The organism is Eikenella halliae, assembly GCF_001648475.1.
In the GTDB taxonomy this organism is placed as follows: domain Bacteria; phylum Pseudomonadota; class Gammaproteobacteria; order Burkholderiales; family Neisseriaceae; genus Eikenella; species Eikenella halliae.
Genome location: NZ_LXSQ01000012.1, coordinates 1 through 20,447, shown reverse-complemented (window position 1 = coordinate 20,447; position 20,447 = coordinate 1). Strand labels below are relative to the sequence as shown.

General features: G+C 53.7%; 19 protein-coding genes. 9 read left to right on the top strand and 10 right to left on the bottom strand.

The features are described 5' to 3' along the window. Positions 1–4: 4 nt before the first annotated feature. The 6 genes from A7Q00_RS04250 to pssA all read right to left on the bottom strand — a co-directional run bounded on the left by A7Q00_RS04250 (position 5) and on the right by pssA (position 5,355). A complete protein-coding gene (locus A7Q00_RS04250; RefSeq protein WP_064089385.1) occupies positions 5–895 on the bottom strand; it encodes a helix-turn-helix domain-containing protein in 891 nt (296 codons plus the stop codon). Continuing rightward, positions 892–1,665, bottom strand: a complete 774-nt coding sequence (pilW, locus tag A7Q00_RS04245) for a type IV pilus biogenesis/stability protein PilW (protein WP_064089384.1) — start codon at positions 1,663–1,665, stop codon at positions 892–894. Before pilW ends, A7Q00_RS04250 begins: the two co-directional genes overlap by 4 nt. A gap of 5 nt (positions 1,666–1,670) precedes the next feature. Further along, a complete protein-coding gene (gene rlmN, locus A7Q00_RS04240; protein WP_064089383.1) occupies positions 1,671–2,762 on the bottom strand; it encodes a dual-specificity RNA methyltransferase RlmN in 1,092 nt (363 codons plus the stop codon). 230 nt (positions 2,763–2,992) lie between these two features. Then, a complete protein-coding gene (ndk, locus tag A7Q00_RS04235; protein WP_064089382.1) occupies positions 2,993–3,418 on the bottom strand; it encodes a nucleoside-diphosphate kinase in 426 nt (141 codons plus the stop codon). 196 nt (positions 3,419–3,614) lie between these two features. Beyond that, on the bottom strand, positions 3,615–4,427 hold the full coding sequence (locus A7Q00_RS04230; protein WP_064089381.1) for a sulfite exporter TauE/SafE family protein: 813 nt from the start codon (positions 4,425–4,427) through the stop codon (positions 3,615–3,617). A gap of 139 nt (positions 4,428–4,566) precedes the next feature. Beyond that, positions 4,567–5,355, bottom strand: a complete 789-nt coding sequence (gene pssA / locus A7Q00_RS04225) for a CDP-diacylglycerol--serine O-phosphatidyltransferase (protein ID WP_064089380.1) — start codon at positions 5,353–5,355, stop codon at positions 4,567–4,569. A 240-nt stretch (positions 5,356–5,595) separates the two neighbouring features. Between pssA and lpdA the strand changes: the two genes are divergently transcribed. Together lpdA and A7Q00_RS04215 are read left to right on the top strand one after the other, a co-directional pair. Then, a complete protein-coding gene (gene lpdA / locus A7Q00_RS04220; protein ID WP_064089379.1) occupies positions 5,596–7,404 on the top strand; it encodes a dihydrolipoyl dehydrogenase in 1,809 nt (602 codons plus the stop codon). A gap of 362 nt (positions 7,405–7,766) precedes the next feature. Next, a complete protein-coding gene (locus A7Q00_RS04215) occupies positions 7,767–8,795 on the top strand; it encodes an ACP S-malonyltransferase (RefSeq protein ID WP_064089378.1) in 1,029 nt (342 codons plus the stop codon). A gap of 144 nt (positions 8,796–8,939) precedes the next feature. Here A7Q00_RS04215 and A7Q00_RS04210 read toward each other — a convergent pair whose 3' ends face one another. Both A7Q00_RS04210 and uvrA read right to left on the bottom strand, forming a co-directional pair. After that, positions 8,940–10,283, bottom strand: coding sequence for an AAA family ATPase (locus A7Q00_RS04210; RefSeq protein ID WP_156503730.1), 1,344 nt, complete (start codon positions 10,281–10,283; stop codon positions 8,940–8,942). Positions 10,284–10,351: 68 nt separating this feature from the next. After that, positions 10,352–13,204 (bottom strand): excinuclease ABC subunit UvrA, encoded by a 2,853-nt coding sequence (gene uvrA / locus A7Q00_RS04205; protein ID WP_064089376.1) that lies wholly within the window; start codon positions 13,202–13,204, stop codon positions 10,352–10,354. A gap of 303 nt (positions 13,205–13,507) precedes the next feature. Between uvrA and mnmG the strand changes: the two genes are divergently transcribed. The 3 genes from mnmG (at position 13,508) to A7Q00_RS04190 (ending at position 16,992) form a co-directional block, all read left to right on the top strand. Beyond that, positions 13,508–15,403 (top strand): tRNA uridine-5-carboxymethylaminomethyl(34) synthesis enzyme MnmG, encoded by a 1,896-nt coding sequence (mnmG, locus tag A7Q00_RS04200; protein WP_064089375.1) that lies wholly within the window; start codon positions 13,508–13,510, stop codon positions 15,401–15,403. A 225-nt stretch (positions 15,404–15,628) separates the two neighbouring features. Beyond that, positions 15,629–16,087, top strand: a complete 459-nt coding sequence (locus A7Q00_RS04195) for a hypothetical protein (protein ID WP_064089374.1) — start codon at positions 15,629–15,631, stop codon at positions 16,085–16,087. 413 nt (positions 16,088–16,500) lie between these two features. Beyond that, positions 16,501–16,992 (top strand): tetratricopeptide repeat protein, encoded by a 492-nt coding sequence (locus A7Q00_RS04190; protein ID WP_064089373.1) that lies wholly within the window; start codon positions 16,501–16,503, stop codon positions 16,990–16,992. Here A7Q00_RS04190 and A7Q00_RS13380 read toward each other — a convergent pair. Then, the gene (locus tag A7Q00_RS13380) at positions 16,972–17,154 is read right to left on the bottom strand and encodes a hypothetical protein (protein WP_156503729.1); all 183 of its coding nucleotides are present in this window, start codon (positions 17,152–17,154) and stop codon (positions 16,972–16,974) included. The genes A7Q00_RS04190 and A7Q00_RS13380 overlap by 21 nt on opposite strands. A gap of 213 nt (positions 17,155–17,367) precedes the next feature. Between A7Q00_RS13380 and A7Q00_RS04185 the strand changes: the two genes are divergently transcribed. The 4 genes from A7Q00_RS04185 to A7Q00_RS04170 all read left to right on the top strand — a co-directional run bounded on the left by A7Q00_RS04185 (position 17,368) and on the right by A7Q00_RS04170 (position 19,689). Further along, on the top strand, positions 17,368–17,739 hold the full coding sequence (locus A7Q00_RS04185) for a hypothetical protein (RefSeq protein ID WP_064089372.1): 372 nt from the start codon (positions 17,368–17,370) through the stop codon (positions 17,737–17,739). 262 nt (positions 17,740–18,001) lie between these two features. Next, the gene (locus tag A7Q00_RS04180; RefSeq protein ID WP_064089371.1) at positions 18,002–18,475 is read left to right on the top strand and encodes an OsmC family protein; all 474 of its coding nucleotides are present in this window, start codon (positions 18,002–18,004) and stop codon (positions 18,473–18,475) included. 83 nt (positions 18,476–18,558) lie between these two features. Continuing rightward, the gene (locus tag A7Q00_RS04175) at positions 18,559–19,464 is read left to right on the top strand and encodes a pirin family protein (protein WP_064089370.1); all 906 of its coding nucleotides are present in this window, start codon (positions 18,559–18,561) and stop codon (positions 19,462–19,464) included. A gap of 33 nt (positions 19,465–19,497) precedes the next feature. After that, positions 19,498–19,689, top strand: coding sequence for a DUF924 family protein (locus tag A7Q00_RS04170; protein WP_064089369.1), 192 nt, complete (start codon positions 19,498–19,500; stop codon positions 19,687–19,689). 64 nt (positions 19,690–19,753) lie between these two features. Here A7Q00_RS04170 and A7Q00_RS12765 read toward each other — a convergent pair whose 3' ends face one another. Then, a complete protein-coding gene (locus tag A7Q00_RS12765; RefSeq protein WP_064089002.1) occupies positions 19,754–20,407 on the bottom strand; it encodes an IS1595 family transposase in 654 nt (217 codons plus the stop codon). Positions 20,408–20,447 lie beyond the last annotated feature (40 nt).

The window sequence follows — 20,447 nt, the reverse complement described above, 5'->3', positions numbered from 1 at the left end:
GGTATTATTGTTTGGCGGCATCGTCTGATCCGCCGGCGGTGAAGGCGGCGGTTTTGTGGTCTACCATATGCTCGGCCACGTTGATGTCGCGGCCGCTGTAGCTGGCCAGGCTGTTTTTGGCAAAGCCGATGCGTACGCGGTAGGGGCCGTTGCCGGAGAAGCGGTGTTCGCTGCCGGCCGGCACGATTTTGGCAATCAGCATTTGGCCGTCTTTATCGGTTACGGTGAGGAAGGAGCGGAAACGCAGTTTGAGTACCAATTCGCCCTGAGTCGATTGGATACCTGCGGCGGCAGGTGCGGAAGCAGGGTTTTCCACCGGCTGCGGCTGGCTACCTGAAACCGTGGGTAGGGAAGCAGCAGGAGCAGAAGCCTCTTGCAAGGGCAATACCTGTACATTGCTGCTGTCTAAGTTGGGCGGCAGGATTTGATTTTCCGGAATGCTGGTTTGGGCATTCTGTTTTTGATGCTCGGTGTTGGACTTCATCTGCCACAACACCACGACGCCCACAATCGCGGCAGCGGCGGCCACACCGAAAATCCAGCGCGGGAAGGGTTTTTTAATCGGGGTGGTGTGGTAGGTCATCTTCACATTGCCGTCTTCTTTGGCCGATGGGCTTTGGAATTGGCTGGGGGCAATTATCTGCTCCAGATAGTTGTTTAATACGGTTTCGTCCAAATTCAGGTAGCGTCCGTAGCTGCGCAGAAAACCGCGCACAAACACGGGCTCGGGCAGTTTGCTGAAATCGGCGTTTTCCAACGCCTCCACCTGGCGGGCGGGCAGTTTGAGGTGTTCCGACACGTCACCGATCGACAGCTGTTGCTGTTCGCGGTTGTGGCGCAACAATTTGCCCAGTTCTTCAGCGGCGGCCAGTTGGGGGGTTGAGATCTCGGTCATTGGGGTCTTCCTGTGGTAATTTCTTGAAGTTCTGGTGAATACGGATAGTTGGTGCGCAACTGCGCTTCGTATTCGTAGGCGGCCTGGGTTTGGCCGCGGGCGCGGGCAATTTTCCAGCCCAGCAGCAGATCGTCGGCGCCTAGCCGGTCTACCTTACTTTGATATTGGCGGAACTGGCGGTCGGCCTCGCCCAAATTGCCTTCGAGCATGCGCACGCGTGCCATTTCTTTTTGCGCGGGGGCGAAACTCGGGTCGGCGGCTTGGGAGCGTTCCAGATAGGCCATGGCCAAGTTGTATTGCCCCAGGCGGGCGCTACAGATGCCTTTGTTCATGTAGGCCACCTGCGGGCTGGGATAAGTGGGGTCGGCCAGGGCGCGGTCGAAATAGGTCAAGGCCTGGTTTGCGCGGCCGCCGGAGTTGCACAAAAACCAACCGTAGTTGTTGTTGATTTCCGCGCTGTCGGGCTTGATAGACAGGGCGCGCTGGAAACTTTCTTCCGCTTTCTCCGGCACTTTCAGATATTGATAAATTTCAGCACGCACCAGCCAGGCGTTTTCGTTGCGCGGCTGAACCTGCAAGGCCTCTTCAATCGCCGATACGGCGGCGCGGTAGTCGTGCGAATTCATGTATTCGATAGCCAGCTGGATTTTGATGGCGGCAATTTCTTCCGGCCGGTTGCGCACTTCTTTGTTGCCGGTGTGGATGGTGATGCCGCCGCAGCCGGCGAGCAAAGCGAGCGTCGTCAGGGAGGCAATTAAACCTTTTTTCATGATAATCAACCTTTCACAACTTGTAATTGCAGCCATTTTTGTTGGCGGCGGGTTTTGTCTTGTACCTGTCCGGCCAGCTGGCCGCAGGCTGCATCGATGTCGTCGCCGCGCGTTTTACGCACGGTAACCACCAAGCCGGCCTGATACAAGATATCGCGGAACACGCGGATATTCTCATCGCTGGAGCGGTTGTAGCCGGAATTGGGGAAGGGGTTAAACGGAATCAGATTGAATTTGCAGGGAACGTCTTTAACCAATTCCAACAGCTCGCGGGCGTGTTCGGGTTTGTCGTTTACGCCGTCGAGCATAACATATTCGAAGGTAACGAAGTCGCGCGGGGCTTTGACCAGATAGCGCCGGCAGGCAGCCATCAGCTCTTTGAGCGGATATTTTTTGTTCAGCGGCACGATTTCGTTGCGGATGGCGTCGTTCGGGGCGTGCAACGATACGGCCAGCGCCACCGGCATGTCTTCTTTGAGCCTGTCCATCTGCGGCACCATGCCGGAGGTGGAAACGGTAACGCGGCGGCGGCTGAGGGCGTAGCCGTGGTCGTCCAACATGATGGAGAGTGCGGTCACCACATTATCGTAGTTGGCCAGCGGCTCGCCCATGCCCATCATCACCACGTTGGAAATCACGCGTTCGTCTTTAGGCGTGGCGCCCAGGGCTTTGTTTGCCCACCATAATTGGCCGATGATTTCGGCGGTGGAGAGGTTGCGGTTGAAGCCTTGGCGGCCGGTGGAGCAGAAGGTGCACTCCAGCGCGCAGCCCACCTGCGAGGAAATGCACAGCGTGCCGCGGTCGGTTTCGGGGATGAACACGGTTTCCACGCCGTTGCCGGTGCCCACGTCCAACAGCCATTTGCGCGTGCCGTCGCGGCTTTCCTGCGCAGCCATCAGCGCGGGCACGCCCACTTGCGCGCTCTCGTTGAGCTTGGCGCGCAGCGATTTGGCCAGGTCGGTCATTTCATCGAAATCGCCGGCCGCGCCTTGGTGCATCCAGCGCATCACTTGGCGGGCGCGGAAGGGTTTCTCCCCCATTTGGGCGAAATGGGCAGTGAGGCCGGCAAGGTCGTAGTTGAGCAGGTTGGTTTTCATATGGGGTGCTGCGGTCGGCGGTTTGTGTTCTTTGGTTGTTATTATAGTGAATTAAATTTAAACCAGTACAGCGTTGCCTCGCCTTGCCGTACTATCTGTACTGTCTGCGGCTCGTCGCCTTGTCCTGATTTAAATTTAATTCAATATAGTTGATTAAAGGGCTTAAAGGCTACCTGAAAACCGAGTTCCAATGGATTTGAAACTTTCAGGTAGCCTGAGGCCGGGCCGGGTTAGCGCGGGCAGATTTCCTGGTCGCCGAAGAAATAGGCCACTTCGATGGCGGCATTGGCCAAGCTGTCTGAACCGTGCACGGCGTTGGCGTCGATAGAAGAGGCGAAATCGGCGCGGATGGTGCCGGGGGCGGCTTCTTTCGGATTGGTGGCGCCCATCAGCTCGCGGTTTTTAGCCACTGCGTTTTCGCCTTCCAACACCTGAATCATCACCGGCCCGCTGGTCATGAACTTCACTAAATCGGCAAAAAATGGGCGCTCTTTGTGCACGGCGTAGAAACCCTCGGCTTCTTCGCGGGTGAGGTGCTTCATTTTGGCGGCCATGATTTTCAGGCCGTTGCCTTCAAAGCGGCTGTAGATTTTGCCGATGATATTTTTCGCCACGGCATCGGGCTTGATGATGGAAAGAGTGCGTTCAATGGCCATTTGGTTCTCCAATCCGATTCGCTGTCAATATATTGGCCGCTACGGATGTTTATCCCGTCCGGCGGGCGTGCGGCTGGCGGACGGCATTTTAGCAAGTTTTCCGCGCGATGGCTTGTTCGGATACGGATTTTTGCATTTATCGGCTTGGCTTTGCATAAGCGGCTTGGAGGCTACCTGAAAACTGGCGCGGGTCGTTTTAAATCCCGTGCAGCAATTTCCACAGCATCTGGCTGCCAATCACCACCATCAACACGCCAAACGCCCGCTTCAAGCCCGCCGGCGGCAGGCGGTGCGCCGCTTTCACGCCCAAAGGCGCGAACAGCACCGTGCACACCCCCAGCACCACGATGCACGGCACATACCAAAAGCCCACCGCGCCCGCAGGCAGCCCCGGCACATTCCAGCCGGAAAACAAATAGCCCAGCGCCCCCGCCACCGCAATTGGCCAGGCCAGCACGCTGGAAGTGGCCACCGCCTGGTGCACCGGCACGCGGCAATACATCATAAACGGCACCGACAACGACCCGCCGCCGATGCCCACCCAGCTGGACAGCAGCCCGAACAGCCCGCCCACTCCCGCCTGCACCCGTCCGCCGGGCAGCGCGGTTGCCGGTTTCGGATTGAGCTGAAACAGGTTTTTTGCGGCCACCGAATAGCAGAATACAATAAACAACACCTGCAGGCCGAGGGTGGGAATCCGATTCGACACCAGCGAGCCCAGCAGACTGCCCGCCACCAGCCCGGGCGCCATGCGCCGCACGAATTCCCAGCGCACCGCGCCTTTTTTTTGCTGCGCCCACGCGCTGGAAAAGGTAGTGAACACCATCACCGCCATCGATGTGCCCACCGCCAAATGCTGGCCGTGTTCGCCCGCGATGCCCTGCCTGCCCAACGACCACAGCACAATCGGCACGGTAACCGCCCCGCCGCCGATGCCCAGCAGCCCGGCTAAAAACCCCGCCGCCGCGCCCACCGCCGCCAGCGGCAGCAACACTTCCATGCTCCACATTGCTTTGCCTCCACTATAAAACTGCTGCCGGAAAGCAAATCGGCAGCGGCATTTCATTTTTGAATTTTCAGGTAGCCTTTAGCCGTTCAGGCCAAACCGGCTTGGCGTTTGCCATCCACAATTCAGGCTGTGGCCGTTTTCAGGTAGCCTCTTGCCCACCGTCCGGCTTCTGTGGCGCCTTTTGCCTGCGCCCGCGCTGCCAAAACCACATCACATAGCCCGACAGGCTGTAGGCCAGAAACAGCAGGAACAGCACCAGCGACGGCTCCCAAGTAATCACCAAAAAACCGATTACCGCCAAGAGCAGCCCGAAAAACGGCACCTTGCGCCGCACGTTGATTTCCTTAAAGCTCCAAAACCGCACCTGTGCCACCATCGAAAGCCCGGCAAACAGCGTGATGATCAAGCACCACCAGCGCGCCAGCGGCAGGCTGCCCAAGCTGTGATCCATCCACACCAGCCCGATTACCAAGGCAGCTGCCGTCGGGCTCGGGATGCCGATAAACCAGCGTTTGTCCACCTTGCCGATTAAGGTGTTGAACAAGGCCAGGCGCAAAGCCGCGCAGGCGCAATAAATGAAGGCCACTGAATAGCCGATGCGCCCGAACTCGAAAAGCTGCCACTTATAGGCAATCAGCGCCGGCGCCACGCCGAAGCTTACCATGTCGGCCAGGCTGTCGAGCTGTTCGCCGAATGCGCTCTGGCTGTTGGTCCAACGCGCCACGCGGCCGTCCATGCCGTCGAGCAGCATCGACACAAACACCGCCACCGCCGCCGTATCGTAGCGGCCGTGCATGGATTGGGTGATGGCGAAAAACGCGCAAAACAAGGCCGCCAGCGTAAACGCATTGGGCAGCAGGTAAATGCTGTTTTGGCGGAAGGCTTCGCGGCGGCTGGCGGGCTGTGCGGAGGGGCGTGGCTGGGTCATTTGAGGCTACCTGAAAACTCGATAATCAATAGCCTATTATATACCCATCCGGCCATCGCCGCGCCCGCAGCAGCAAAACCTGCGTTGATAAAGCTGCAGGGAAAGCGGAGAAGTGCGTTATAATTCGCCTCGTTGAGCAATTAATCGGGCTGGATACCGAAAACTTGGCCGCATCGCGGCGTTTCATTTTTCAGGTAGCCCTTTGTTAATTAATTTAATACTCAAGAAAGGCACAACGCAATGAGTTTGATCGAATTGAAAGTCCCCGACATCGGCGGCCACGAAAACGTGGACATCATCGCCGTAGAAATCAAAGCAGGCGACACCATCGCCATCGACGACACGCTGATTACATTGGAAACCGACAAAGCCACCATGGACGTTCCTGCCGAAGCCGCAGGCGTGGTGAAAGAAGTGAAAGTGAAAGTGGGCGACAAGATTTCCGAAGGCGGCGTGATTGCCGTCATCGAAGCCGCCGGTGCGTCTGCCGCTGCCGAAGCGCCGAAAGCCGCCGCAGCGCCCGCCCCAGCCCAAGAAGCCCCCAAAGCCGCTGCGCCCGCACCTCAGGCGGCACAATTTGCCGGTTCTGCCGATGCCGAATACGACGTGGTGGTATTGGGCGGTGGCCCCGGCGGCTATTCCGCTGCCTTTGCCGCAGCCGACGAAGGCTTGAAAACCGCCATCATCGAGCAATACAGCACCTTGGGCGGCGTGTGTCTGAACGTGGGCTGCATCCCGTCCAAAGCGCTGCTGCACAACGCTGCCGTAATTGACGAAGTGAAACACTTGGTGAAAAACGGCATCAAATTCGGCGAACCCGAAATCAACGTGGATGAACTGCGCGGCTACAAAGAAAAAGTCATCGCCAAACTCACCGGCGGCCTGGCAGGTATGGCCAAAGCCCGCAAAGTGGACATCATCCAAGGTAACGGCCAATTCGTGGGCGCAAACCACATCGAAGTGTCGCTCACCGAATCCGCCCAATACGAACAAGCCAAAGAAACCGGCGCGAAAAAAACCGTTGCCTTCAAAAACTGTATCATCGCCGTGGGCAGCCGCGTGGTGAAACTGCCCTTCATTCCTGAAGACCCACGCATTGTGGACAGCACCGGCGCGCTGGAACTGCGCCAAAACGGCGGCAAACTGCCGGAAAAAATGCTGGTCATCGGCGGCGGCATCATCGGCCTGGAAATGGGCACCGTGTACAGCACACTGGGCGCACGCTTGGACGTAGTGGAAATGATGGACGGCCTGATGCAGGGTGCCGACCGCGACTTGGTGAAAGTGTGGGAGAAAATGAACGCCCACCGCTTCGACAACATCATGACCAACACCAAAACCGTGGCCGTGGAAGCCAAAGCAGACGGCATTTATGTAACCTTTGAAGGCGAAAAAGCGCCGAAAGAGCCGCAACGCTACGACTTGGTGCTGGTGGCTGCCGGTCGTGCGCCGAACGGCAAACTCTGCTCCGCCGAAAAAGCCGGCGTGGCCGTTACCGAACGCGGCTTCATCGAAGTGGACAAACAAATGCGCACCAACGTGCCGCACATCTACGCCATCGGCGACGTGGTCGGCCAACCCATGCTGGCGCACAAAGCCGTGCACGAAGGCCATGTGGCAGCGGAAAACTGCGCCGGCCACAAAGCCTACTTCGACGCGCGCGTGATTCCGGGCGTGGCCTACACCGACCCTGAAGTGGCTTGGGTGGGTGTTACCGAAGAAATCGCCAAACGCGACGGCATCAAAATCACCAAAGCCGTATTCCCGTGGGCTGCCAGCGGCCGTGCCATTGCCAATGGCCGCGACGAAGGTTTCACCAAGCTGATTTTCGATGCCGAAAGCGGCCTGATTATCGGCGGCAGCATCGTCGGCACCCACGCGGGCGACATGATCGGCGAAATCTGCCTGGCCATCGAAATGGGCTGCGATGCAACCGACATCGGCAAAACCATCCACCCGCACCCCACCTTGGGCGAAAGCATCGGCATGGCGGCAGAAGTGGCCAACGGCACTTGCACCGATTTGCCGCCGCAGCGCAAGAAGAAATAAGCGTTCGGCAGCTTAAACACTGAATAGAAAAGGCTACCTGAAACTGTATTTAGCAGTTTTCAGGTAGCCTTTTAGTATGGCAGAGGCTACCTGAAAGTACCGTTTCAACGGAGAGGGTTTATTGCTTGGCAGAACCCAAGCTACACAGAAACTTCACCTTAGCCATGCCAAGACATGGTTTCAGGTAGCCTTCCCCGCATCCTATCCTTTCTCTCTACAAACAGCCCGATGTTTGACCTAACACAGCACCCGACCCGGCCACAGCCCGTATAGTTAGAGTAAGCAGTTTATCCGCCAGTATTGATTGGCATCTTGCGGACGGCATAGGCCGTCTGAAATCCATCACTTAAGGGAGCAACATCATGGCTACACAAAACCGCCTGCTTGAACAACTGCATAACGAACCGTTTGCCCTCTGCTTTTCCGGGCAGGGCTTCGATTGGATAAGCAGCCTGCGCGAGGCTTTGGCCGACGGGGCACGGGACAGGGCAAATGAAGTGGCCATCGAAGCCGCCCGAATTCTGGCGCCTGTTGCGGGGCAGATTGCCGCCGCCCGCCCGCAAGGTTTTGAGCCGATAAAATGGGCGGAAAACGGTGCGGACGGCATCGATTTGGTGCGTGCCGCCGTGAGCGCGCCCGGCATTTTCCTTTCGCAAATCGCCAATCTGCACACGTTGGAAGCGCGCGGGCTGAACAGCGGCAAGGCGGCGGGCGTTATCGGGCATTCGCAGGGCATACTCGGGCGTTATCTGATACGCGAGCCGCAGCATGCCGCTAAACTGCTGGCTTTGGCCGAATTGATTGGTGCGGCGGCCACGCTGCAAGGGCGCGCAACGGGCATGCATTTGCACAACGGCCTGCATCCGATGGTAATGGTGCAGGGCGTGAGCCGTGGGCAGATTGCCGCCGTGATTGATGAACTGTTCCCCGCAGATTCGGCCGAGCGCCCGTGTATCGGCTTGCAAAACAGCGCGGACGGTTTTGTCGTCAGCGGCAAGCCCGAATCGGTGGCGCGCGTGTGCGGCGTATTGTCGGACACGGTTAAAGACGCCAACAGCCAAACGCCCGAAAACCTGCTGTGGCGGCTTGATGTGGAAGTCGGCTTCCACCACCCCGCCATGCTGCCCGCCGTAGCTCAAGTGGTCGAATGGGCGGCCGCCTGCGGTTTGGACGCAGAACAGGCGCGCGGCATCGCGCACAATATCCTGATGGATCCGGTGGACTGGGTGGCCGAATGCCGTAGCATGGCCGCGCTGGGCGTGCAACGGATTTTGGAAATCGGCCCTTCCGGCGGCGTGGCCATGCTGACGCAGGCGGTGCTGGACGGGGAAGGAATCGAAGTGCTGGATGTTTCCGGCGCGGAAGGCAAGGTGGCGTTGTTTGGCGGATAACGGCGGTTTCTGATTTTTGAAACTGCGGCTGCACTAAGAAAAAGGCTACTTGAGAAATATTCCGGCTTTATTGCACTGGGTATGTCTCAGGTAGCCTTTTATTGGAAAAACGCAACGGTTTTTTCTTGATCCAAGCTGCATCTGTTATTCTTTTTTATTATTGATAGGATTAATAATATCATTAATACCATCTTTTGCAATTTTTGCTAAATCCTTCATATGAGAAACCGTATCATCAACAGGACTAGCTTTTATTTCCTTATCAAAAACTTTGTGCGGTTTTTCTCCCAAATTATCTAGAGCAATTTTTAATAGTTGCTCCAACATATCTTGATTATACTCCTGTACCTGCTTCTTATACCCCTCAAATGCCATTGCAGAAGCATATTTATAAGCATAATCCTCACGTAGTCTAAATAAATAAGCATTTCTTTTATTGCTTAACCAAGCAATAAATACGAACGGTATTACTACTGGCAATTTTACTAAAAAAGAAGTTAAATCAAAATTTCTTTGATCACTAAATCCACTTTCAAACAATAACCATGCCGATATAGCTGCTGTAATTATTAAAGCTCCATAGGTTATATATTGAGAGCTTTTTAAAGGTTTTTCTAATTCATCAACCTTAGTCTTAAAAGAACCTGCCATACTTGCTCTGTTGGCATCTTCCACTATATTCTGAATATCCTGTCGCTGCTTATGAAATTTTTCTTTTAGCTTTTCTAATTCATTATAGGATTCATTAATTCGATCATCTGTTAATTTTGATTTGGCATCCAGTCTTTCAGATGATTGTAATATTGAAATAACTTTTGTGTCATTCGTTCGCAAACTCCCTACTATCTGGTTTGCCTCATTATGGATATCTTTAATTTGTTCACGTAACTGTCCAGTCTCTTTTGCATCGCTTTCTATAGAAGAGAAACTCTCTTCCCACTCATTGTAGTTACTTTCTAATTTTTGTTTTAAATTAAAGAAATCTTTTCTTAGTTGCTCGAATTGATCCCTATCTGATTTTATTTGATCGCTCAATTCAACGAACTCATTAAGCTTATCCCTATAAAGAATTAATTCATTTTTTAATTTACTTCGCTCATTCTCTAAGGCAGAAATCCCCTCATGAATCGATATAATATAATTTATATATAAATCCTTATTTACAGAAATAAATAACCATGTTTGATATATTGTAGATCGAATAGTTGGTAATAGCCTGTTAAACTCAACCCATTTTTGATTTTCTAAAAGTCTTGTTATTTGCTTAATGTTCTGACGAACATTACTTTTCATAAAAGCAACATCAATATCATCCGAATAAGGTTTAAAAGTATCTAGCAAATTATATGCATCATTGAGTACTTTAAATATATCTTCTTTTTTATATAATCCATCTTCTACATCAATTGGATATCGCACATCAAGTTTCTTTTTTAGCTCAGTAATTTCTTTTTTCAGAACTTGCATCTCTATATTTCCATTAGTCATGGTTATTCTTACAAGGTAATTGAAAGATATCTTCTAGAAAGATTTGCATATTTTTAAGCAAACTTGAGTTATTCTAAAACCACCTTCAAATACTTCCCAGTATAACTCCCCTTCACCTTCGCCACCTGCTCGGGGCTACCTTCCGCAATAATCCTCCCCCCGCCATCGCCGCCTTCCGGTCCCAAGTCCACAATCCAATCCGCAGTTTTAATCACGTCAAGATTATGCTCGATAATCACTATCGAGTTGCCTTTGCCTTTCAGACGGCCTATGACTTCCAGCAGCAGGGCGATGTCGGCGAAATGCAGGCCGGTGGTGGGTTCGTCGAGGATATAGAGCGTTCTACCGGTGTCGCGTTTGGAGAGTTCCAAGGCGAGTTTGACGCGCTGGGCTTCGCCGCCGGAGAGGGTGGTGGCGGATTGGCCGAGGCGGATGTAGCCTAGGCCCACATCCATCAGGGTTTGCAGTTTGCGCGATACGGTGGGGACGGCGTCGAAAAATTCGCGGGCTTCTTCGACGGTCATGTCGAGGACTTGGCTGATGTTTTTGCCTTTGTATTGGATTTCGAGGGTTTCGCGGTTGTAGCGTTTGCCGTGGCAGACTTCGCAGGGGACGTACACGTCGGGCAGGAAGTGCATTTCGACTTTGATGACGCCGTCGCCTTGGCAGGCTTCGCAGCGGCCGCCTTTGACGTTGAAGGAGAATCTGCCGACGTTGTAGCCGCGTTCGCGCGAGAGGGGTACGCCGGCGAAGAGTTCGCGGATGGGGGTGAACAGGCCGGTGTAGGTGGCGGGGTTGGAACGCGGGGTGCGGCCGATGGGGGATTGGTCGACGTTGATGACTTTGTCGAGGTGTTCGAGGCCGTGGATGTCGTCGTATGGGGCGGGTTCTTCTTGGGCGCGGTTGAGTTCGCGGGCGGTGATTTTGGCGAGGGTGTCGTTAATCAGGGTGGATTTGCCGCTGCCGGATACGCCTGTGATGCAGGTAATCAAACCGAGCGGCAGTTCGAGGGTAACGTTTTTAAGGTTGTTGCCGCGCGCGCCCTTGAGGACAAGCATTCGCTCGGGATTGACGGGCGTGCGTTCAGACGGCACGGCAATGGATTTTTTGCCGCTGAGGTATTGTCCGGTAATGGATTTTTCGCATTTGGCGACGTTTTCGGGTGTGTCGGCAATCAGTACGTTGCCGCCGTGTTCGCCTGCGCCCGGACCCATATCGACGACGAAATCGGCTTCGCGGATGGCGTCTTCGTCGTGTTCGACCACAATCACGCTGTTGCCCAAATCGCGCAGGCGTTTGAGGGTGGCGAGCAGGCGGTCGTTGTCGCGTTGGTGCAGGCCGATGGAGGGTTCGTCCAAAACGTACATCACGCCGGTCAGGCCGCTGCCGATTTGGCTGGCGAGGCGGATGCGCTGGGCTTCGCCGCCGGAAAGGGTTTCGGCGGAGCGGCTTAAATTCAGGTAATCCAGCCCGACGTTAATCAGGAAGCCGAGCCGCTCGGTGATTTCTTTGAGGATTTTTTCGGCGATTTGTTTTTTGTTGCCGTCCAAATCCAGCGTTTCGAAAAATTGGTGGGTTTTGGTCAGCGGCCAGGCGGAAACTTCGTGCAAGGGTTCGCCGCTAACGTAAACGTAGCGCGCTTCTTTGCGCAAACGTGCGCCGCCGCAGCTCGGGCAGGCACGGTGGTTTTGGTATTCGCGCAATTTTTCGCGCACGGTTTCGCTGTCGGTTTCGCGGTAGCGGCGTTCGAGATTGGGGATGATGCCTTCGAAGGCGTGGCTGCGGTTGAAGGTGGTGCCGCGTTCGGATAGATAAGTGAAATCAATGACTTCTTTGCCTGAGCCGTGCAGCACGACTTTTTTCACTTTTTCAGGTAGCGTTTCCCAAGCAGCCTGCACATCGAAACCGTAATGCCGCGCCAGCGATTGAATCATTTGGAAATAGAACTGGTTGCGCTTGTCCCAGCCGTCAATCGCGCCCGTTGCCAACGACAATTCGGGATGCGCGACTACTTTTTCGGGGTCGAAGAAATTGGTGTTGCCCAAGCCGTCGCAAGTCGGGCAGGAACCCATCGGGTTGTTGAACGAAAAAAGGCGCGGTTCCAGCTCGGGCAGGCTGTACGAACACACGGGGCAGGCGAAACGCGCCGAAAACCAATGTTCTTCGCCGCTGTCCATTTCCATTGCCAGCGCGCGCTCGTTGCCGTGGCGCAGCGCGGTTTCAAAACTTTCCGCCAGCCGCTGCTTGATGTCTGCCTTCACTTTCACGCGGTCGATGACCACGTCGATATTGTGTTTGATGTTTTTCTCCAGCTTCGGCACTTCGTCAAGTTGATAAACTTCGCCGTCCACGCGCACGCGCGCAAAACCCTGCGCCTGCAAGTCGGCAAAGAAATCAACAAATTCGCCCTTACGCTCGCGTACCGCCGGTGCAAGAATCATCACGCGCGTGTCTTCCGGCAGCTTCAACACGGCATCGACCATCTGCGACACGGTCTGGCTCGACAGCGGCAAATTGTGTTCGGGACAATACGGCGTGCCGACGCGGGCGTACAAAAGGCGCAGGTAATCATGGATTTCCGTAACCGTGCCGACGGTGGAGCGCGGATTGTGGCTGGTGGATTTCTGCTCGATAGAAATCGCGGGCGATAAGCCTTCGATCAAATCGACATCGGGCTTGTCCATCATCTGCAAAAACTGCCGCGCATAGGCGGACAGGCTCTCGACATAACGCCGCTGCCCTTCGGCATACAGCGTGTCAAACGCCAGAGACGATTTGCCGCTGCCCGACAAACCCGTGACCACCACAAGTTTGTGACGCGGAATGTCCAAATCGACGTTTTTCAAATTATGCGTGCGCGCGCCGCGGATGCGGATGGTGTCGTTGTCGCGGGTGTGACGTGGGTGGTTGTGTTTGCACATGATGAAGCCGGAAAACTCGAATAAAAAGAAACCGTGTATTGTAACACTTTCAGCCCGCCTCTTGCCCTACGCTGCAAACCGGAAAGGCTACCTGAAAGCCGTTTTTCAAGCGCACAACTTTTTCAGGTAGCCTCTATCCCGGCACAGGCTACCTGAAAACGAGCAAAGCGAATTTCGCCAAAACGAGATTTCCGGAGGAAGCCGGGTTTCTGCCAAGCCCAAAACCCTTTTCCGTTTTTCAGGTAGCCTCATCCGGCGGCAAAACCGCGTATAATCGCTTGATTTTTTATTACCCACACAATCATGCCCACCATCCTCTATCCCAAAACCTACGACGTCATCGTCGTCGGCGGCGGCCACGCAGGCACGGAAGCCGCGCTTGCCGCCGCACGCATGGGCGCGCAGACGCTTTTGCTCACACACAACATCGAAACGCTCGGACAAATGTCGTGCAACCCCTCCATCGGCGGCATCGGCAAAGGCCATCTCGTACGCGAACTCGACGCGCTCGGCGGTGCAATGGCGTTGGCCACCGACAAATCCGGCATCCAATTCCGCCGTCTGAACGCCAGCAAAGGCGCGGCGGTTCGTGCCACGCGCGCGCAGGCGGACCGCATTTTGTATAAAGCCGCCATCCGCGAGATGCTGGAAAACCAAGAAAATCTGGAACTTTTCCAGCAGTCGGTTGACGACGTAACGCTTGACGGCGACCGCATCAGCGGCGTGATGACCGCGATGGGCGTGGAATTTAAAGCCCGCGCCGTCGTGCTGACCGCAGGCACGTTTTTGTCCGGCAAAATCCACATTGGTTTGGAAAACTACGAAGGCGGCCGCGCCGGCGACCCCGCCGCCAAATCCTTGGGCGGCCGTTTGCGCGAATTGAACCTGCCGCAAGGCCGTCTGAAAACCGGCACGCCGCCGCGCATCGACGGGCGCACGATTGATTTCTCCCAACTTACCGAACAGCCCGGCGACACACCTGTGCCCATCTTTTCCGTGCGCGGCAACGCCGAAATGCACCCGCGCCAAGTGTCCTGCTGGATTACGCATACCAATTTGAAAACACACGAAATTATCCGCTCAGGCTTCGACCGCAGCCCCATGTTCACCGGCAAAATCGAAGGCGTCGGCCCGCGCTACTGCCCGTCTATCGAAGACAAAATCAACCGCTTTGCCGACAAAGACAGCCACCAGATTTTCCTCGAACCCGAAGGCCTGACCACCAACGAATACTACCCCAATGGCATCTCCACCAGCCTGCCGTTCGACATCCAAATCGCGCTCGTGCGCAGCATGAAAGGCCTGGAAAACGCCCATATCCTGCGCCCCGGCTACGCCATCGAATACGACTACTTCGACCCGCGCAACCTCAAAGCCAGCCTTGAAACCAAAACCATCCAAGGCCTCTTCTTCGCCGGACAAATCAACGGCACGACCGGCTACGAAGAAGCCGCCGCACAAGGCCTGCTCGCAGGCGCAAATGCCGTGCAATACGTGCGTGGACAAGACCCGCTCCTGCTGCGCCGCGAACAAGCCTATCTCGGCGTATTGGTGGACGACCTCATCACCAAAGGCGTGAACGAACCCTACCGCATGTTCACCAGCCGCGCCGAATACCGCCTGCAACTCAGGGAAGACAACGCCGACATGCGCCTGACCGAAGACGGCCACAAAATCGGCTTGGTGGGTGAAGAACAATGGCGTATGTTCAACGAAAAACGCGAAGCCATTGAGCGCGAAATCCAACGTTTGAAAACAACGTGGTACACGCCGCAAAAACTCGCCGAAGACGAACAAATCCGCGTGTTCGGGCAAAAACTCAGCCGCGAAGCCAACCTGCACGACCTCCTGCGCCGCCCGAACCTCGACTACGCCGCACTGATGACGCTCGAAGGCGCAGAACCCGAGTGCAGGCTACCTGAAAACGTAATTGAACAAGTGGAAATCCAAGTCAAATACCAAGGCTATATCGACCGCCAAAACGAAGAAATCGACAGCCGCCGCGATTTGGAAACGTTGAGGCTACCTGAAAACATTGATTACAGCAAAGTCAAAGGCTTATCCGCCGAGGTGCAGCAAAAGCTCAACCAGCACAAACCCGAAACCGTTGGCCAAGCAAGCCGCATTTCCGGCGTTACGCCCGCGGCAGTGGCGTTGCTGATGGTGCATTTGAAGCGCGGGTTTAAGGGGGCGAAGTAGTAGCCGACGCCCCTATAATCAAGCCACCTATAATCAACACGTTGTGTACGGAACGTATGCGCCATTTCACACTACCGGGAAAGTGTAGGCTGCTTTTTAAAGCTCGAAAACGGCCAAAAAAGCAACCTGTACGTTAAAAAAAGCTCCTTAACAGAGGTAGTCTGAAGCCGCATGAGCATAAACGCCTCCTATGTTTATTATCAAAGTTAAATTTTAGGGATTATTATGAGATTAGTGGAGTTGGTTAAACATTACAGAGCCAAATTGAATATTCTTCCTGATGCGGTTTTGATTGGGGAAATACCGGATGGAATTGACGAAATTCCTGATGAATTAAAGAAATTTTTAGTTTTAGAACATCAGGATTTTCTCAAGATATGCAATGGCGGGGCATTCGGAGATATTGTCCTTTGGAGTACGGATGAAATTTTAGACAACCAATTTCGTGTACCAAGCATTTTCAAGGATAAGGCGTATGAAATAGGTCAAGTCCTATATGAACCTGTATTCCTTGATAGGATTTCAAAGCAAATCCGCTTTGAAGTAGATATCGAGATAATATGCCCGTTTGATCACTTCATAACTAATTATATTTTTGGGGATAATTATTCAAATATTTTCACGAATGCAGCACAGGACGATATGTGGTTTGATTTTGTCGAAAGAAATAAACCTTTAGAGTAGGAAAAATTTCAATTTTTTCAGCAGCCTAGGTCGGATGCTTGTATCCGACACAGGCGTTATGTCCAAATGTCGGATTCTCGACCCCGTCCCGCCCGCCCAAAGGCCGTCTGAAACGCAAATTCAACAAACCCAAATGTGCAGGCTGCTTTTCAATGCAATGAAACATCCCCAAAAGCAGCCTGCACATCACAAAAAAACGCATCAACCGAATTCTGTACCAAACAGAAACATGACACAGGTTACGCACAGGCGTTTTGCGAGTTGGTGCGATAGCAGGGAGGAATCCCAACGGTGGGACAAAATAATCGCCATGAAATGCAGGGGATAAAATCCGTTTTTCAGACAACACGAAGATTTCGGGCGCATACAACGCGCCCATACATGAACGTTTTTAAAACTATAAGGGAATTAAAATGAAGTATTTTACAAAATTACTGGCAACCGCATTGCTGGCTTTGGGTTTGAATCAGGCAGTTTGGGCGGATGACGCATCGGATTTCCGGCAAACCCTGCAGTTGGCGGAACAGGGGAATGCCGAAGCCCAAAATAATCTGGGTACGATGTATTACACTGGACAAGGCGCGCACCAAGACTATGCCGAAGCGCTCAGATGGTTTCGGCAGGCAGCAGCGCAAGGGTTAACCCCTGCCCAATACAATTTGGGTGTGATGTATGACGGCGGATATGGTGTGCGCCAAGACTATGCCGAAGCATTCAGATGGTATCGCAAAGCAGCGGAGCAGGGAGATGTCCAAGCCCAGTATAATTTGGGTTTGATGTACTACAACGGACAAGGCGTGCGCCAAAATTTTCATCTTAGCAAGGAATGGTTTGGCAAAGTATGTGATAGTGGAGATCAAAGTGGTTGCGACAAATACCACTCTTTAAATCAGGCAGGTTATTGAACGGCTTGTGATACCTTTGCATCCGTACTTCAAATACAACGCTTCAATGCTATTGGCAAGTGCCGATAAAAACAAATCACCCGGCATCTCATCATCCAATGCCTTTCTCGTCCAGCGGTTGAGGGCTTCTTCAACCGCCTTAATCCGTTTGATAGTCAGCAAACGCAGCCCGCTTGGCAGAGGGTATGCGGAGCGCACACACGGGGTGTTCAGTTTTCAGACAGCCCCTTTCGGGCTACCTGAAAACGCAGATTCAGCTAAGCAGGCATTATGCCCAAATGTCGGATTCAAGTATCCGACTTGCGATTACCGCTATGCGGGCTACGCCTGCTGTTTGCCCTCTTATAAAATATAGTGAATTAATGAGTCTTAAGCATGAATTTAATTTTTACAAAAGATTTCTTTCAAAGCGGTAGTAACCGGTTTGGAGTACTTTTTCATGAGAGTAATGGGTATGAGAACTTTGGCTGGTTAGCAGATTTCTTAATGGATGACGGTGGGATGGGGGTTAAGCATTTATTGGAAATGTCTGAAACCCTATTGAAGGAAATATTGGAAGAAGTGCCTAATGGCAGCGAAGTTGAGCAGTATCGAGAGCACTTTGGGGTAATTGTCGGCAAAGAGATGACAAAGATAGACAGCCTATTAACTGATGAAATCGTAGTGGTCATGCCAACTGAAATTGTTATAGAGAAATTGAAAGAGTGTATTGAATTTATTAAAAATAATTACGCTGATGAAGTGTGAGCAAGTGTAGCCTGCATAGGCAGGGTGTATACAAAACACACGCAAATGGTTTTAACCTCGTTGAAACTCACGCTTGCAGGCAGCAACTGTGGGACGGATTCCCGAACCCGTCCCGATCGCCCAAAGGCTACCTGAAAACAACGGTAGCCCTATTTTCAGGTAGCCTTTTTCCCAACTTAATTCAGGTAGCCTGCATTGCTATCCAAAGGCCGTTTGCAAAGCAGCCTACAACCCGACAACCCACACCACAAAGGAAAACCTTATGAGCAAAAACCACACCTACCGCGCCACTATCGAATGGATGGGCAATTTGGGCAGCGGCACATCGTCCTACACCGCCTATTCGCGCGATTACACCGTCAAAATCGCCGGCAAACCCGATCTGCACGGCTCGTCCGACCCCGCTTTTCGCGGCGACAAAACCCGTCACAATCCCGAAGACATGCTGCTGGCCGCCATCTCCGCCTGCCACAAACTCTGGTATCTGCACTTGTGCAGCGCGGCGGGCATCACCGTCACCGCCTACGCCGACCACGCCGAAGCTGTGATGGACGAAGGCGACAATGCCCGGCCGGGCAAGTTCGTCAAAGCCACGCTGCGCCCGCAGGTCACCATCACCCAAGCGCAGCACGTCGAACAAGCCAAAGCTCTGCACCACGAAGCGCATCGCCTGTGCTTTATCGCCAATTCGTTGAATTTCGAGGTGGCGTGCGAATGCGAAATTACGGTGGCGTGAGGAGCTAAACAGCAGCCTGTATGGAGAAAAACGGGTACAGGCTGTTTTCAGGTAGCCTTCAATCATTCCAAACAACACAGCCCATGATCATCACCAAAATCACCGCAAAAACCCACGATGTCGGCGGCATTCCGATTGCCCGACTGCTGCCCAACCGCACGCACCGCACCATCGGCGCATGGTGCTTTCTCGACCACGCCGGCCCCGCGCATTTTGCCGAGCAGGAAGACGGCATGCAGGTTGGCGCGCATCCGCACACCAACCTGCAAACCTTCACTTGGATGCTGGAAGGCGAAGTGCTGCACCAAGACAGCCTCGGCAACCGCCAAACCATCCGCCCGAAACAAGTCAATCTGATGACCGCAGGCACGGGCGATAACCACGGCATCAGCCACACCGAACAAACGCCAGAAGGCATCAAAACCCTGCATGCCGTGCAGCTTTGGATTGCCCTGCCCATGCACAAAACCATCGACCCCGATTTCCGCCATTATCCCGAAATGCCCGAATGGTCGGACAACGGCGCAGATTTCGTGCTGGTGAACGGCAGTTTCGCCGGCCGCACCGCTCCGACTGAACAGCACAGCACCTTATTGGGCTTGGACATCCGCACCCATCAGGCGCAAACGCTGGAAATCCCCGCCCAAGCAGGCTGGGAATACGGCGTGTTGATACTCAAAGGCGAAGTGGAAATTAACGGGCAGACGTTCACACAAAACGAGTTGGCAAAATTCGCCCGCGCCGACACCGCCCAAACCCTGCGCATCCATGCCGAAGCAGGCAGCCACATCATGCTGCTGGGCGGCGAACCCCTGCCGCACCCGACGCTGATTTGGTGGAACTTCGTTGCCGACAGCCGGGAAGCCTTGGAAAAAGCCGTTGCCGACTGGAACGGCGGACATCCGCGCTTCGGCGACATCGATTTGGCAGGCACGAAACTCAAACGCCTTGTCGCGCCCGGGCTGCGCGGAAAAATCCGTCAGGCATAATTGCCTTATTTAACCCAACAGAGAGAATCAAACATGACCCTGCAAACCGTACTCGATTTTTGGTTCTCCGAAGAAAACCGCCCCTTCTGGTTCGCCAAAAGCGACGAATTTGACGAAACCATCCGCCGCCGCTTCGGCTGCTATCCGCACCGCAACGCCGTACTCGGCCGCGACAGTACGGCGGAAGAGTTGGAATTTCTGCAACAGGAAGGCTCGTCGTTTTAAAACCGGATTTTCAAACGGCCTTCAGATGGGTTAGGATTTTTTAAGGGGCTGACGTAGATTAGCCCTAAATTCCACACCAATCCCGCAGGATTTTAAGCTGTTGAGACGGTGTGCCGAAGTTAAATCGAAACTCACATTCTTTCAAGAACAGTGGGAAAGATTTGCGGTCGATTCCGTTGTATTTGCGCAAGACGCGTTTTGCCTGATTCCAAAAATTCTCAATGCCGTTGATATGGTTCTGGCGGTCTGCAAATTCCTTGGAATGGTTGATGCGGTGATGGATAAAACCGCTCACGTCCAACTTGTCGTAGCTGCTCAGGCTATCCGTGTAAACAATGCTGTCCGGCATGATTTTCTGTTTGATAACAGGCATCAAAGTATCGGACTTGGCATTATCTACGACAACGGTATAGACCCGTCCGTTGCGTTTCAGGATGCCGAAGACAACCACTTTTCCTGCCGCACCGCGACCACGTCTGCCTTTACGCCGTCCGCCGAAATAGCTTTCGTCCAACTCGACGGGGCCCTCGAAAACCTCATCGGCAGCCAAGGCCAAATGATGGCTGATGACCATGCGGATTTTACGGTAAAACAGAATAGCGGAGTTGGGCTGAATGCCCAAAATATCGGCAGCGGAACGGGCGGTAACTTGGAGTACGAAAAATTCAAGCAGTTTATTTTGAACTCTCTTGCTTAATTTACAATTGGTTATCTGCATTTTCGTAGCCTAGCATAACTACTAATCTACGTCAGCCCCA

Bases quoted from the DNA above. Each gene is read 5' to 3' on its own strand.
- A7Q00_RS04190 (WP_064089373.1), top strand. From the start codon at position 16,501: ATGAAGTATTTTACAAAATTACTGGCAACCGCATTGCTGGCTTTGGGT.
- pilW (WP_064089384.1), bottom strand. From the start codon at position 1,665: ATGAAAAAAGGTTTAATTGCCTCCCTGACGACGCTCGCTTTGCTCGCC.
- A7Q00_RS04170 (WP_064089369.1), top strand. From the start codon at position 19,498: ATGACCCTGCAAACCGTACTCGATTTTTGGTTCTCCGAAGAAAACCGC.
- lpdA (WP_064089379.1), top strand. From the start codon at position 5,596: ATGAGTTTGATCGAATTGAAAGTCCCCGACATCGGCGGCCACGAAAAC.
- A7Q00_RS04175 (WP_064089370.1), top strand. From the start codon at position 18,559: ATGATCATCACCAAAATCACCGCAAAAACCCACGATGTCGGCGGCATT.
- A7Q00_RS04185 (WP_064089372.1), top strand. From the start codon at position 17,368: ATGAATTTAATTTTTACAAAAGATTTCTTTCAAAGCGGTAGTAACCGG.
- A7Q00_RS04195 (WP_064089374.1), top strand. From the start codon at position 15,629: ATGAGATTAGTGGAGTTGGTTAAACATTACAGAGCCAAATTGAATATT.
- A7Q00_RS04210 (WP_156503730.1), bottom strand. From the start codon at position 10,283: ATGACTAATGGAAATATAGAGATGCAAGTTCTGAAAAAAGAAATTACT.
- A7Q00_RS12765 (WP_064089002.1), bottom strand. From the start codon at position 20,407: ATGCAGATAACCAATTGTAAATTAAGCAAGAGAGTTCAAAATAAACTG.
- A7Q00_RS04250 (WP_064089385.1), bottom strand. From the start codon at position 895: ATGACCGAGATCTCAACCCCCCAACTGGCCGCCGCTGAAGAACTGGGC.
- rlmN (WP_064089383.1), bottom strand. From the start codon at position 2,762: ATGAAAACCAACCTGCTCAACTACGACCTTGCCGGCCTCACTGCCCAT.
- pssA (WP_064089380.1), bottom strand. From the start codon at position 5,355: ATGACCCAGCCACGCCCCTCCGCACAGCCCGCCAGCCGCCGCGAAGCC.
- A7Q00_RS04215 (WP_064089378.1), top strand. From the start codon at position 7,767: ATGGCTACACAAAACCGCCTGCTTGAACAACTGCATAACGAACCGTTT.
- A7Q00_RS04230 (WP_064089381.1), bottom strand. From the start codon at position 4,427: ATGTGGAGCATGGAAGTGTTGCTGCCGCTGGCGGCGGTGGGCGCGGCG.
- A7Q00_RS04180 (WP_064089371.1), top strand. From the start codon at position 18,002: ATGAGCAAAAACCACACCTACCGCGCCACTATCGAATGGATGGGCAAT.
- uvrA (WP_064089376.1), bottom strand. From the start codon at position 13,204: ATGTGCAAACACAACCACCCACGTCACACCCGCGACAACGACACCATC.
- ndk (WP_064089382.1), bottom strand. From the start codon at position 3,418: ATGGCCATTGAACGCACTCTTTCCATCATCAAGCCCGATGCCGTGGCG.
- mnmG (WP_064089375.1), top strand. From the start codon at position 13,508: ATGCCCACCATCCTCTATCCCAAAACCTACGACGTCATCGTCGTCGGC.